Origin of the sequence: Hymenobacter sp. B81, from assembly GCF_044628455.1 — a bacterium.
Lineage (GTDB): Bacteria > Bacteroidota > Bacteroidia > Cytophagales > Hymenobacteraceae > Solirubrum.
Window position 1 is genome coordinate 1,210,384 of record NZ_JBIYZW010000002.1, and the last position, 13,023, is coordinate 1,223,406.

The window sequence follows — 13,023 nt, forward strand, 5'->3', positions numbered from 1 at the left end:
CGGGCCGGCTTCGTTGGATAGTTTGCCAAATTAGCCAACCTTTGGCGGCCCGTTGCGGCCCCGGTACGGGCTGCTCATGGTTTCACCTCACTGCCCCACGCATGGCCTCATTCGATATCGTAAGCAAAGTAGACCCGCAAACGCTGGAAAACGCCGTGAATACGGCCAAGAAGGAGCTGCAGACGCGCTACGACTTCCGCGACACCAAGGGCGGCTACGAGCTGAACAAAGCCGACAACAGCATTGAGCTGGCGTCGGAAAACTCCATGAAGATCAAGGCCATGGAGGATATTCTGATGGGCCGCGTCATCAAGCAGGGCCTCGACGCAACCTGCCTCGACTATTCGGCCGAGGAAAAAGCCTCGGGGGCGCTCATCAAGAAAACCCTGAAGGTGCGCGCCGGCATCGAGAAGGATTTGAGCCGCCAGATTCAGAAGCTGATCAAGGACTCGAAGCTGAAGGTGGAAGCCCAGATTCAGGGCGACCAGCTGCGGGTGACGGCCAAAAAAATCGACGAGCTGCAGGCCGTCATTGCCCTGTTGCGCGCCAACGCCGCCACCCTGGGCCAGCCCCTGCAGTTCGTGAATATGAAGAGCTAGGTAGCCAGTGAAGAGGTGACAGGTAACCCGAAGCGCCTGTTCCTCTGCACTTAAACCTGTTACGTGTTACCTGTCACCTCATCACCAAGCCGTGTTCGACCTCTCCGTTTTCTCTGATCCGCAGACCTGGATAAGCCTGCTGACCCTCACGTTCATGGAAATCGTGCTGGGCATCGACAACATCATCTTTATTTCCATTGTCGTCAACCGCCTGCCGCCGGCGCAGCAAAAGCAGGGGCGCACCATCGGGCTGATGCTGGCCCTGCTGTTCCGCATCGGGCTGCTGCTGAGCATTTCCTGGATTGTGGGGCTCAAAGACCCGCTCTTTACCCTCGACATTCCCTGGGCCGACCACGATTTCGGCGTGACCGGCCGCGACATCATCCTGTTTTTCGGCGGCTTGTTCCTGATTGCCAAGAGCACCACCGAGATTCACACCAAGCTGCAGGGCGAGGAAGAGCACGAGAGCGGCCAGCCGCAGTACAGCACCATGTCGCGCATCATCATGCAGATCATCTTGATCGACATCGTGTTCAGCTTCGACTCCATCCTGACCGCCGTGGGGCTGGTCGACAACGTGCTGATCATGATTCTGGCCGTAATTCTGTCGATGGCCGTGATGCTGGCCTTCGCCGGCGTGGTGAGCAACTTCGTCAACCGCAACCCCACTATCAAGATGCTGGCGCTATCGTTCCTGATCATGATCGGGGTGATGCTGGTGATGGAATCCTTCCACCAGGAAATCCAGAAGGGTTACATCTACTTCGCCATGTTCTTCTCGCTGGTGGTCGAAATCCTGAACATGCGCCTGCGCAAGCAAACCAAGCCCGTGCAGCTGCGCGACTCGCAGTTCGACTAAAAAGAAGCTCAGCTATCTAAGCACAACGCCCGCTACTCCTGAAAGTAGCGGGCGTTGTGCTTAGATAGCCCTCATGAGGTAAATGATGATGGGTAACAGCAGAACCGCTGCCGCTGCGCTATCGACCCTGCGTTTGGGCGACGCGGTGGGCCAGACTCCAATCGTTGCTGCAAGGGCCATCAGCAGGGGGAAAAAGAAGAACACGCCATAAAATAAGTCTACCCGGTAGGGCGGGCGGGTCGGCTGCGCCCCGGGTAGGTAAGAGCGTACCTGGTGAAAAATGGTGCTCCGCCATACGGCTACCCGGTCGCCTGCCTCAAAGGGGTATTCGCTGCGGAAGATCGTGTGTTGCGTTTGCACCACATGATAGCTTTCCCCCCCGCGCCGAGTGCGCCCGGAGTGAAACGATACCGACTGCACCCGCTCGTCCGGCAGCTTTTGAGTCCAGTACTTGTCCACCAGAATAATCCCGAAAAACAGCAAGGCCGTCCAGCAAACGATACGGGCGGGCCGGGCATAGCGCGCGTACAATCCGGCCATGGGGTGGGCCGGGCGCGCCGGGCGTTGGCCGCGCACCCGGGCGTCGTGCTGCTGCCGGGCCTGGGGACTGCGCAGGGTAGCATAGGCGTGCTCCACCTCGGCCAGGTAGCGGCGCAGGGCCGGGTCAACGGTGTTGCGGCGCAGCTGCCGGCTCAGGCGCTGGTAGGCCTGCTCGATGTGCGTGGCAGAGGCCGAGTAGGGTACCCGCAGCACTTGGTAGGCATTGCCCGGAAACGGCGGCACCGGCCGCTCGGGTGGGGGAGGCGCGGCCGCGGCCCGCAGCTGGGCGTCGTAGCGGGCGCGGCGGGCCGGCTCGCGCAGCGTATCGTAGGCTTCGTTGACGAGCAGGTAGCGGGCGTGAGCGGCCGGGTCGGGCGTGCGGTCGGGGTGGGTGAGGCGCACCAGGCGCAGGTAGGCCCGACGGATGTCGTCGGCCGAGGCCTGCTCGGGCAGCTCCAGTACTTGGTAATGGGTTTTCACGCGGCGTCGGGCGGGGGCAGCAGCCGAACGAGTTCGGGCAATTGGCTAACAATGCGCTGGCGCAGCAGCTCCAGCAGGCGGCGGCTGGCTTCGGCGCGGTGCTGCCGAAAGTAGTCGTACTCCGCGTCGGTCAGCAAGCCCGTAACCATGCCCACCGCGGTTTGCTGCCAACGGCTGTTGCGCTGCAGCAGTTCCAGCACCAGCCGCTGCCGGTCGGCGGGGGCTGCGCTGGCTAAGGGCAGGCGGTAGTCGCGGCAGAAGTCGGCCGTGAGCAGCAGCAGGCGGTGGTTGAGCAGCTTGAGCACCGGCCGCAGCGTGCCGTGCAGAAATGCATCGGCCGGCCCGGCGGGCGGAGCGGCTGTTACAGTGGGGCGCAGGGCCAGCAGGGCGGCCGTGGCAGAATCGAGCGACATGGAAGCAGGCGCGCAGTAAATACCAACAGCGCCCGACCAGGGGCCGGACGCTGTCGAGTCAAGGGTGAAGAAAGCCGGAATTAGTGGCGCACTACCAGCTTCTGACTGGCCGTGCCCGTCGAGCCGGTGAGGCGTACCACGTAGATGCCGGCGGGCAGGTTGGCCGTGCTCAGCTCCACGCCGTCGCGCTGCAGATCGGCGGCGGCGGCGCTGGTGCGCAGCATCACCTGGCCCAGGCTGTTGAGCAGCTCTACCTGCACCGGCGTCTTGCTGGCGGCAGCCAGGCGCACGGTTACGCGGTCCTGGGCCGGGTTGGGGAACAAGGCCAGCGCGTCGGCCGAGAGACGGGTCTTGGTGCTCAGCGTAACCGGCAGCTGGAAGCTGATGGTTTGGTCGGTAACGCTGTTGACCGAACCCTGGTCGGCGCCGTAGCCCATGCCACGGCGGGCGAAGGCCTTCCAGATCAGGTCGGAGTTGGCAGCTCCGTTGTTGAGCGAGTCGGCCAGCAGAATGGCGTCGCGGCCGTCGATGAAGCCGGGGTTGCAGCGCTGCAGCTTCAGGCCGTCGAGCACCAGCTTCAGGCAGATGTTGTTGCCGCCGGTGCTGCCGTACAGGTCCGAGTTGTAGCCGTGGCGGTCAATCAGCGCCCAGTTCAGGTCCCAGAGCGTGGCGGCCCAGATTTCCCCGATGGCGTGCGCCCCGGTGTAGGGGCCGTTGCCCACCATGGCGTAGGTCGAGTTGTTGACGCTGAAGTCGGTGGAGTAGGGCTGGTAGCGGATGCCCGGGCCGGTGGTGGGCAGGAACGAGGCGTAGTTGCCGATGGCGCGCACGTCGGTGCCCTGGTCGCGGCGCTTGGTGGTCATCCACAGGCCGAAGAAGTCGCTCCAGCCTTCCCCCATCTGCTCGGCGCTGCGCAGGCAGTTCGAGCCGGTGCCGGTGAGGCGGTTGCTGATGCCGTGGCCGTACTCGTGGGCGATGATGCCGTTGTCGAAGTCGCCGTCGCGCTGGGCGTCGCGCTGCAGGGTCATGACTACGGGGCTGCTCAGCGCCAGCTGCTGCAGCTGGTCACCGGTAGCCTGGGTGACGCCCAGAATCGGGATGGTCACCATCTGGCCCGAGCTGACCGAGGTAAAGATCTGGGGCAGGCTGCCCGAGGCGACCGAGTCGGCAATGATGACGGCGCGGGCGCCGGCGGCCTGCACGTTGAGCACCTGCGAGGCGTAGGAGCACTTGCGGTTGCGCTTGATGAGCACGATGTTGCCGCTGATGTCGCCGGCATTGACCAGGGTGCCGCAGGCGCGGACGCCGTTGCTGGAGCCGTCGTTGGCCACCACCATGGTATCGGTGATGGGGCCGGTGGTCATCAGGTCGGGGCCGAACTTGCCCAGCACGTCGGTGGCGTTGTACGTGGTGGTCGAGGGCGAAATCAGGCGGATGGGGCGGGCGCCGGGCTGCTGCCAGCGGTACATCTGCATGCGGGGCTTGTTGCCGTCGGCCGGGGTGGCAAAGTTAGCATTGTCGAAGCCGCCGCCGTCCAGGGCTTCGGCCTGCACTTCGTCGTTGCCGGCGCCGGTGCCGCTGTAGTTCTTGGTCTGGAAGTTCCGGGCCGCTTCGGTGAAGCCGTGACGCTCCATCACGTCGTGCATCAGGTTGTTCCAGTAGAACAGGTTGGTGACGGCCGCGTCGCGGTTCTGAATCGGCGAGGCGGTGGCCACGTAGGGCGCGGTAAACTCCAGGGTAGCGCCGCCGTTGGGACTGAAGCCGGCCGCGGCGCTGTTGGAAGCGGCCTGGTCTTCGTAGGCTACCACGTTGTTGCCGCGGGTGGTGGTGTACTCGGGGCCGGCCACGCCGTCGGTGTCGTGCCAGCCGAAGGGCGAGGCCAGGGCGTTGGCCGGGTTGCTTACCAGCGCCTGGGTACCGTGCAGGGGGCTTTCAATCGTGAGCGGGAATACGTTGTAGGTGTTCGGCACGTTGGGCCGCTGCTGCGGCGTGGGCGGCTGGCCCAGGGCCGTGGTAGCGCCCAAGGCCTGCGCCAGGCGCTGCCCGGTGTGCGGAAACACGTGCGGCTCGTGCACGGTGTAGTCGTGGCGGTCGAGCAGCTCGCCGGTCTGGGCATCCACGCGGGCGCTCCAGTAGTGCGAAGTGCCCTTGGGCGACAGCTCCACGTCCCACACCAACGCCAGGCTGCCGTCGGGCTGGGGCAGGTACATGAGCTTGGCGCGGATAGGCGTGTAGGAAATGCCCCCGTCGTTGAACTCCAGGCCGGTGGCGGGCGTGCCGCTGCCCAGGCGCTGCAGGCCCGCCGGCTGGGCGGCGTTCAGGGCGCGGGCGGCGGCGGCAATGCCCTGCTCGGCGCTAAGCGTGGGTGAGGCCGTGCGGGCCGCGGCAGCCGCGTGGCTCACGAAGGAGTTATTGGCGGCGGCCACGCGGCCGTTGCGGTCGAGGTGAACGTCGGCTACGGCCCCGTACACCTCCAAGCCCAGCACGCGCTGACGCAGGTACACGTGGGTGACGCCGTTGTGGGCGTCGGTGTACTGCGAGGTGACGGCGGGGCTCAGCAAATCGGTGGCGCTCAGGCCCGACTTGGCCCGCTGGGCGTCTAGGTGGGCCAGAGCTTTGGTCAACGGGGTAGCCGTTTGGGCCAGGCCCAGCGTGGGCAGGGTCAGGAGCGCCGCGAGGGTAAGCGTGCGGCCGTACTGGGTAAAAGTGTGCGTCATGTACGATGGTTGAGGAATAGTAAGCGCTGCGGCCGGGGCCGATTTTACTGCGTGGCGTTAAAGATACACAGGCCACTCCGCAATTCCGAACGAGCGTTTGGGTTGGGCGCGGTGCCGGTAGTAGGTTAGTAGTAAGTTGCTTACTGGGGCTCGGGCAGCACGCCTAGCTTGCCTAGCACGTCCCACAGCACCACGCCCACCGTTACCGACACGTTCAAGGAATGCTTGGTGCCGAACTGCGGAATTTCCACGGCCGCGTCGCACAAGGCCAGCACCGCGTCGTCGACGCCGAACACCTCGTTGCCAAAAACCAGGGCCATGGGCCGGTCGGGGGCGGGCTGAAACTGGGGCAGCGGCACGCTTTGGTTGGTCAGCTCCACGGCCACTACCTGCCAGCCTTGTTGCTTGAGCTGCTGCACCAGCGCGGGCACGCTGGGGGCGTGCTCCCAGGGCACCGACTCATCCGAACCCAGCGCCGTTTTGGTGATTTCGCGGTGAGGCGGGCGCCCGGTAATGCCGCCGAGCCAGAGCTTCTGCACGGCAAACGCGTCGCAGGTGCGAAAGGCCGCGCCCACGTTGTGCAGGCTGCGCACGTTGTCGAGCACCACGCACAAGGGGAATTTCTCCGTATTTTTGAAGTCCTCGACCGAGTGCCGGTTCAGTTCCTGAATGGTTAGTTTCCGCATAATGGAGGTCCGCCCCTGAGCGCGGGCAGCTGGTGCCGAACGATACCGTTGGCCGGCGTTGTTGCAACAAAGGCGCAAGCTAAACCCAAGCTATTCGAAAGCCGAGCCGCCGGGGCTTTTTCGCCCGCTTAGGCGGCTACGTGCTCCTGTTTCCTGCAAGCTCCCCGCTGGTGAAGACGACTACCGCCCCGAAGAAACCCATCCGCACCCACGGCACCCTCGGCCCCGCCCCCGTGGCCGACACGCCGCTGATGAAGCAGTACTACCAGCTCAAGCAGCAGCACCCCGGCGCCCTGCTCTTGTTCCGGGTGGGCGACTTCTACGAAACCTTCGGCGAAGATGCCGTCACGGCCGCCCGCATTCTGGGCATCGTGGAAACCAAACGCGGCGCGGGCACGGCTTCGGAAGTGGCCCTGGCAGGCTTCCCGCACCACTCGCTCGACACTTACCTGCCCAAGCTGGTGCGCGCCGGGCAGCGCGTGGCCATCTGCGACCAGCTCGAAGACCCCAAGCAGGCCAAAGGCTTGGTGAAGCGCGGCATTACCGAGCTGGTAACCCCCGGCGTGAGCTTGCACGACAACGTGCTGGAGCGCCGCGCGAACAACTACCTGGCCGCCGTGCACTTCGGCAAGCAGCAGGCCGGCATTGCCTTCCTCGACATCAGCACCGGCGAGTTTCTGGTGGCCCAGGGCGACGCGGGCTACCTGGGCAAGCTGCTGCAGAACTTCGCGCCCGCCGAGGTGCTGCACTGCAAAACCAGCCGCCGCGACTTCGAGAGCCACTTCGGCCCCGATTTCTGCACCTACGCGCTGGATGAGTGGGTGTTCGGCTTCGACTACGCCCACGAGTCGCTCACCCGGCACTTCAAAACCACCTCGCTCAAGGGCTTCGGCATCGAGGCGCTGAACGAAGGCATTGTGGCCGCGGGCTGCATCATGCACTACCTGGCCGAAACCAAGCACGACGACATAAACCACATCGGCGCCATCGGCCGCCTGGAGGAAGACAAGTACGTGTGGCTGGACCGCTTCACAGTGCGCAACCTGGAGCTACTGCAGGCCCAGCACGCCGGCGGCGTGCCGCTCATCGACGTGCTCGACCAGACGCTGACGCCCATGGGCGCGCGCCTGCTACGCAAGTGGGTGGTGCTGCCGCTGAAAGAAGTCGCCCAGATTCAGCGCCGGCTCGATACCGTGCAGGCCCTGCACGAGCAGCCCGAACTGCTGGAGGCCCTGCGCGACCAGCTCCGGCAGATCAACGACCTGGAGCGCCTGATTTCCAAGGTAGCCGTGCGCCGCGTGAACCCGCGCGAGCTGCTGCAGCTCAGCCGCGCCCTCGAAGCCCTGGGCCCCGTGCGCGAGCTGCTGCAAGCCAGCGGGGTGCGCGCCCTGCAGAAGCTGGCCGACCAGATCAACCCCTGCGACGGGCTGCGCCGCGAGATTCAGGCCAAGATCAAGCCCGACGCCGGCGTGCTCACCAACCAGGGCAACGTCATCATGGACGGCGTTGATAAAGAGCTGGACGAGCTGCGCGCCATTGCCTACTCGGGCAAGGACTACCTCTTGCAGCTGCAGCAGCGCGAGCAGCGCAACACCGGTATTTCGTCGCTGAAAGTGGCCTACAACAAGGTGTTCGGCTACTACCTCGAAGTCACCAACGCCCACAAGGACAAGGTGCCCACCGAGTGGATTCGCAAGCAGACGCTGGTGAATGCCGAGCGCTACATCACCGAGGAGCTGAAGGTGTACGAGGAGAAAATCCTGCACGCCGAGGAGCGGTTGTTCGTCATCGAGCAGCGCCTCTACGACGAGCTGGTGCTGACGGCCAACGAGTACCTGGCGCAGGTGCAGCAGAACGCCCGCACCGTGGCCGTGCTCGACTGCCTGGGCTCTTTCGCCGCCACCGCCCGCCAGCACCGCTACGTGCGCCCCGCGGTAGATGACTCCGCCACGCTGGACATCAAGCAGGGCCGCCACCCGGTGATTGAGCGGCAGCTGCCGCCCGGCGAGCAGTACATTCCCAACGACATTTGCCTGGACCGCGACGAGCAGCAGATCATCGTCATTACCGGCCCCAACATGGCTGGTAAGTCGGCTTTGCTGCGCCAGACGGCCCTCATCGTGCTGCTGGCCCAGATCGGTTCCTACGTGCCCGCTGCGGCGGCGCACGTAGGCGTCATCGACAAAGTCTTCACCCGCGTGGGCGCTTCTGATAATCTGTCGAAGGGTGAAAGCACCTTTATGGTGGAGATGACCGAAACGGCCTCCATTCTGAACAACCTCTCTGACCGCAGCCTGGTGCTGATGGACGAAATCGGGCGCGGCACCAGCACCTACGACGGCATCAGCATTGCCTGGGCCATAGTGGAGCATTTGCACAATCACCCCAAGGCCCGGGCCAAGACGCTTTTCGCCACCCACTACCACGAGCTGAACCAGCTGGCCGAGCAGTGCGAGCGGGTGCGCAACTACAACGTGGCCGTGAAGGAAGCCGACGGCCGCATCCTGTTTTTGCGCAAGCTGCAGGAAGGCGGCTCCGAGCACTCGTTCGGCATTCACGTGGCCCGCATGGCTGGCATGCCGCCGGCCGTGGTGCTGCGCGCCAACGAAATCATGCACCACCTGGAGCAAGAGCGCGCCCAGGTAGCCGACGAGTCGGAAGCCGATCTGGTGGAAGCCGAAGCAGCCCCGGCCGCGGTAAACGGCCGCAAAGCCACGCCGCAGGCCCGGCCGGTGGCCACCGCCACGGCGCCGCGCCCGGCCCTGCAACTCAGCATGTTCGAGCCCGCCGACCCGGTGCTGGAGCACCTGCGCGAACAGCTGCAGCACCTTGATGTGAATACCCTTACCCCCATCGAAGCTCTGCTCAAGCTCAACGAGCTAAAGCTGGCCCTGAGCAAAAATCTGCCCCGCTGAGTGGGCGAGCGTCTGAGTTTATTTCGGGCCTGGTGGACTTTTCCGCGTTGCTGGCACGGGGCTTAATTGAAAAAAATGTGCCTGATAATGAAGTAGAAGCGGTTTTATCTGATTTTTTTTAGCCCGGGTTCTTGACAAACTAAATTTCTGCTTTACCTTTGTATCACCATTCGCCACCACGGTGGCAGACCTCAAGCGAGAGTAGCTCAGTTGGTAGAGCGCGACCTTGCCAAGGTCGAGGTCGCGAGTTCGAACCTCGTCTCCCGCTCCAAGAAAAGGACGTTGCCCCGGCAGCGTCCTTTTTTACTTTTGTGCAGGTCCCCTTCACATCCGCCAGAGTGGTGTAATGGTAGCCACGAGGGACTTAAAATCCCTTTTCCGCAAGGAAGTACGGGTTCGAGTCCCGTCTCTGGTACAAGCAAAAGGCCCGGCAGCAGCGCTGCCGGGCCTTTTGCTTGGATACAACTGTTGCCGCCGAAGGCCTATTCCACCGCCAGTTGCTGGCTAAGCAGCTGCCCGCCACCGCTCAGCCGCAGGGTATAGAGCCCGGCCGGCAGTCCGGTCAGTGCCAAACTCACCGGACGAGCCGATTCCGCCGGGCTGAGCCGCTGGGTGAGCACCGCCCGCCCGAAGCGGTTGTAAAGCGTCGCCTCCAAAGCTTGTCCACTCAGGCTGCTGGGCGTAGTAAGCGTAACCTGTTGGCGCGCCGGGTTTGGGTAGAGTGCCGCCAACTGCTGAGTGGAGCCAGCTACCGGGTTGGCGCGCGTGTTGGCCCCGGCCAGACTAAGGCGAGCCAGAAAGGAGCCGTCGGGCGTGCCCGTGAGCTGCTGGGAGCCAAACTGGCAGGTATTCATGAGCGCTCCGGCCAGGTACACCTGCTGACTCAGGCCCACGGCGAGGCAGTAGCCCCAGCTTTGTCCGGCACCCGTCACCGCCGTCGACCAGGTAGGCGTGCCGTCGGTCTGCAAGCCGCTTACGCGCGTTTGGGCGGAGCTGCCCGCGGTAGACAGCACCACCAGGCTGCGGTAGTCGGGCGCTAGCTGCACCCGGCTGGCAGCTCCGGCAGTAGCGGTGCTCAGCTCCTGGACCCAGCTGGCCTGTCCGTCACGGGTGTAGCGCGCCACGTAATTCCGCTCATTGTCGCCGCCGCTCAGGCTGAGCGCACCAAAGGTGGCCGCGCCGGTGTACGAGCCGCTCAGGTAGCAAGTGCCACCCGGGTCCACGCTGATGCTTTCGCCGGTGCCGGCGCCCGCTGGGCTGCCGATCAGCCGCACCCATTGGGCGCGTCCCTGCTGCCGGCCGAACTTGGCCACCACCGTGCGGCCTTGGTTGGGGCCGCCGTAGGTTACACCGTCGATGGTAATGGGAGCTATAGTATTGCCCACCACGTAGCAGTCACCCAGGGCATCCAGGCCAATGCCGCTGCCGCTGGTGAAGCCGTTGGAGCGAACCACATTAACCCATTGCGGCACTCCCTGAGTATTGTAGCGGGCCACAAACAGCTGCTGACGCAACGGAAACGAGAAACTCAGCTGCCCAAAGCGTACCTGCGTGCCGCTAAGTGTGCCGGTAATCACGCAGTTGCCCAGCGCATCGACGGCAATGGCCCGGGCGTCGTTGGCGTAGCCGTCGCCGCCGGCCTGGCGCACCCAGCTGAGCTTGCCCTCCGGGGTAAACCGGGCGACGAGAATGTGCGGCCAGCCTTCGGGGCTGGTGAGCACGCTGCCGGCGGTGTTTTGGTCGAGCCGGCCCTGGAAGCTGCCGGTCAGGTAGCAGTTACCAATAGCGTCCAGGGTTAAGGCGGCTCCGCGGGCACTGGCCTGAGTACCACCCATCTGCCGGGCCCACCGCAGGCGGCCGTCGGGCGCAAACTTGGCCACCAGCAAATCAGAGTAGCCGTGGCTGGTGAGCGTGGTGCTGCCCAGGGTAATAGTGCCGCTGAAGCTGCCGGTAACGTAGACGTGGCCGGTGGGGTCGGTGGCCACGCCGGTGTAGGTTATCGGGGCCTGGCGGGCCCATTGCCAGGTGGGCTGGGCATAACTGAGGGCAATAAGATCGAACAGAAAAAACGCGAGGGAGAAAAGGGCCTTCATAAGGTGGGGAAGTGAAGGGGAGAAGCAAAATCCAGCCGTCGGAGCTGCGTACAACGCAGCCTGTAGGTAAGAGCCAGAAAAGTCAACACACGCTTGCAACACATTACTACCGGTCGCCAGGCAACCGGGAGCCGACCATCACTGCCTGTAAAACGGTCAATGGAGGATGGTGAGGAGGGACCAACATTTCGAATATATCCAGTTGATTTGTAATAACCTACATTAAAAATGATAAGTTATATCAACTAAGTTCAGTGCAGTAGTACCCAAAAAAGCCCCCGCTGGGGTGGCGGGGGCTGGGTGGTTAGGACTGATTTGGCGGGCTCAGGAGTGGGTGGGCGGCTGGTAGCGCCAGAGCAGGGGCACCAGCATCACCACCGGCAGCGGCGACACGATAAACTCGATAAGGCGGCGGCCCAGGCGGTAGCTCCAAGTAACATCACCGGCCAGCTTGCCGCCCAGCAGCAACAGTACACAGGCCCCAAACACAGCGGCGTAGAGCAGTATTACCATCCGCATGCGAGCGGCGGTGCGCAGCACCAGGGCCAGCAGCAGCAGGCAGCAACCCGAGTACAGCAGGCCATAGCTAAGCATGGCCGGCAAACTGCGGGTGGTTACCTGTCCGCTCACGCCGCTTTGCAGGCGCTGGGCCAGGGTTTCGAGCCCCAGCGCCGTGAACAGGGCGTGCCAGCCGGCCGTCAGGGCCGCAAAAACCGGGTTGTCGTACTGGCCGAGCAGAAACAGGGCAGCTACCAGCATGGCTACGCCTACCCAGCGCAGGGAATCAGAAGCGGGGGCGGAAGCAGGCACGGGGTGGAGGGGATTAGGCGGCTACGGCCGGGGAATAGCGGCGGGCCCAGGTCATCCACAGCAGGAAAATGAAGCCGTAGACCACGAAGGTAAAGGTGTAGTGGTGGTTGAAATCGACCGTTTCCTGCGAATAGCGGTGGTTGAGGGCCAGCGCCATCACGCGGCCGATGTTGAGCACGTAAATCAGGCCGATGCCCAGGGGGATGTAGGCCGCTTTATGGCGCCAGGGGCCCGGAAACGCCAGAATAAAGCCGGTAAACAGCGCGTAGAGCACCAGTCCGTTGCAGGGAGTGCCCACAATGACGGCGTCGGTGCCGTTGAGGGCAATTACGCGCGGGGCCGTTATGCTCGCATCGAAGCCCAAGGCCCGCAGTACCACGGCGGCGCTGCGCGCAATATGGTCGCAGAGCACTTCGTCGAGCCGGCCGTCGGGCGCCAGCCACTGCTCGTAGCCGAAAAACCAGACGAGGTACAGCGCCCCGGCAACGAACAGGAACCGGCGTAGGGCGGGGGCGGGTAGGGAAATCGACATGGTAAGCGTGAAAAGTATAGCGAAGCCGGAAGATACAAACCCAACGGGGAGGCAGCCAAAAAAAGCAGCTCCGCCGGGGGCGGAGCTGCGGGGTAAACTACCGAAGGCAAGCAACCCGTCAGCGGCGCTTGCGCAGGCGCGCGAGGGCGTAGGCGGCGCCACCGGCCAGCAGCAGGGAAGCGCCGCCGTCGATGGGCACGGCCGTGGGCTGGCCGGGCTCGGGGCCGCCCGAACCGGGGTTGCCTTGGGCCAGGGCCGAACCCGAGAGAAGACACAAACCCAGCGAGAGCGTCAGGAAGCAGAAACGAGAGTATTGCATAGAAAAAGCAAATGAGTGAAGGAAAACCAAAGGGCGGCGCGGCGTAGCCAAGGCCGCGCT

General features: G+C 64.2%; 11 protein-coding genes and 2 tRNA genes. 5 read left to right on the forward strand and 8 right to left on the reverse strand.

The window, feature by feature from the left end:
- Nucleotides 1–101: 101 nt before the first annotated feature.
- Complete coding sequence (locus ACE191_RS16380) at nucleotides 102–599, forward strand: YajQ family cyclic di-GMP-binding protein (protein ID WP_400193318.1); 498 nt, start codon at nucleotides 102–104, stop codon at nucleotides 597–599.
- A gap of 91 nt (nucleotides 600–690) precedes the next feature.
- Complete coding sequence (locus tag ACE191_RS16385; protein WP_400193319.1) at nucleotides 691–1,458, forward strand: TerC family protein; 768 nt, start codon at nucleotides 691–693, stop codon at nucleotides 1,456–1,458.
- A gap of 60 nt (nucleotides 1,459–1,518) precedes the next feature.
- Here ACE191_RS16385 and ACE191_RS16390 read toward each other — a convergent pair whose 3' ends face one another.
- The 4 genes from ACE191_RS16390 to ACE191_RS16405 all read right to left on the reverse strand — a co-directional run bounded on the left by ACE191_RS16390 (nucleotide 1,519) and on the right by ACE191_RS16405 (nucleotide 6,294).
- Nucleotides 1,519–2,478, reverse strand: coding sequence for a DnaJ domain-containing protein (locus ACE191_RS16390; protein ID WP_400193320.1), 960 nt, complete (start codon nucleotides 2,476–2,478; stop codon nucleotides 1,519–1,521).
- Nucleotides 2,475–2,891: a hypothetical protein gene (locus tag ACE191_RS16395; protein WP_400193321.1), complete on the reverse strand. Its 417-nt coding sequence runs from the start codon at nucleotides 2,889–2,891 to the stop codon at nucleotides 2,475–2,477. The genes ACE191_RS16390 and ACE191_RS16395 overlap by 4 nt, the downstream gene beginning before the upstream one ends.
- Before the next feature lie 80 nt (nucleotides 2,892–2,971).
- On the reverse strand, nucleotides 2,972–5,608 hold the full coding sequence (locus tag ACE191_RS16400; RefSeq protein ID WP_400193322.1) for a M36 family metallopeptidase: 2,637 nt from the start codon (nucleotides 5,606–5,608) through the stop codon (nucleotides 2,972–2,974).
- 140 nt (nucleotides 5,609–5,748) lie between these two features.
- Entirely contained in the window at nucleotides 5,749–6,294 is a 546-nt protein-coding gene (locus ACE191_RS16405; RefSeq protein ID WP_400193323.1) for an RNA methyltransferase, read from the reverse strand.
- A gap of 170 nt (nucleotides 6,295–6,464) precedes the next feature.
- Here ACE191_RS16405 and mutS point away from each other — a divergent pair, with 170 nt between their 5' ends.
- From mutS to ACE191_RS16420, 3 genes are all read left to right on the forward strand, one after another.
- Nucleotides 6,465–9,209, forward strand: a complete 2,745-nt coding sequence (mutS, locus tag ACE191_RS16410; protein ID WP_400193324.1) for a DNA mismatch repair protein MutS — start codon at nucleotides 6,465–6,467, stop codon at nucleotides 9,207–9,209.
- Nucleotides 9,210–9,404: 195 nt separating this feature from the next.
- Nucleotides 9,405–9,480, forward strand: a tRNA-Gly gene (locus ACE191_RS16415).
- A 61-nt stretch (nucleotides 9,481–9,541) separates the two neighbouring features.
- A tRNA-Leu gene (locus ACE191_RS16420) sits at nucleotides 9,542–9,624 on the forward strand.
- 67 nt (nucleotides 9,625–9,691) lie between these two features.
- Here ACE191_RS16420 and ACE191_RS16425 read toward each other — a convergent pair.
- The 4 genes from ACE191_RS16425 to ACE191_RS16440 form a co-directional block, all read right to left on the reverse strand.
- A complete protein-coding gene (locus ACE191_RS16425) occupies nucleotides 9,692–11,302 on the reverse strand; it encodes a T9SS type A sorting domain-containing protein (RefSeq protein ID WP_400193325.1) in 1,611 nt (536 codons plus the stop codon).
- 324 nt (nucleotides 11,303–11,626) lie between these two features.
- Nucleotides 11,627–12,112, reverse strand: a complete 486-nt coding sequence (locus ACE191_RS16430) for an XrtX-associated membrane protein (protein ID WP_400193326.1) — start codon at nucleotides 12,110–12,112, stop codon at nucleotides 11,627–11,629.
- Nucleotides 12,113–12,125: 13 nt separating this feature from the next.
- Complete coding sequence (gene xrtX, locus ACE191_RS16435) at nucleotides 12,126–12,806, reverse strand: exosortase X (protein WP_400193327.1); 681 nt, start codon at nucleotides 12,804–12,806, stop codon at nucleotides 12,126–12,128.
- Nucleotides 12,763–12,963 (reverse strand): PID-CTERM protein-sorting domain-containing protein, encoded by a 201-nt coding sequence (locus ACE191_RS16440; RefSeq protein ID WP_400193328.1) that lies wholly within the window; start codon nucleotides 12,961–12,963, stop codon nucleotides 12,763–12,765. Before ACE191_RS16440 ends, xrtX begins: the two co-directional genes overlap by 44 nt.
- Nucleotides 12,964–13,023 lie beyond the last annotated feature (60 nt).

What these genes read in the sequence shown, in the direction of transcription:
- ACE191_RS16380 (WP_400193318.1), top strand. Translation starts at nt 102, where the DNA reads ATGGCCTCATTCGATATCGTAAGCAAAGTAGACCCGCAAACGCTGGAA.
- ACE191_RS16395 (WP_400193321.1), bottom strand. Translation starts at nt 2,891, where the DNA reads ATGTCGCTCGATTCTGCCACGGCCGCCCTGCTGGCCCTGCGCCCCACT.
- ACE191_RS16400 (WP_400193322.1), bottom strand. Translation starts at nt 5,608, where the DNA reads ATGACGCACACTTTTACCCAGTACGGCCGCACGCTTACCCTCGCGGCG.
- ACE191_RS16405 (WP_400193323.1), bottom strand. Translation starts at nt 6,294, where the DNA reads ATGCGGAAACTAACCATTCAGGAACTGAACCGGCACTCGGTCGAGGAC.
- ACE191_RS16425 (WP_400193325.1), bottom strand. Translation starts at nt 11,302, where the DNA reads ATGAAGGCCCTTTTCTCCCTCGCGTTTTTTCTGTTCGATCTTATTGCC.
- ACE191_RS16440 (WP_400193328.1), bottom strand. Translation starts at nt 12,963, where the DNA reads ATGCAATACTCTCGTTTCTGCTTCCTGACGCTCTCGCTGGGTTTGTGT.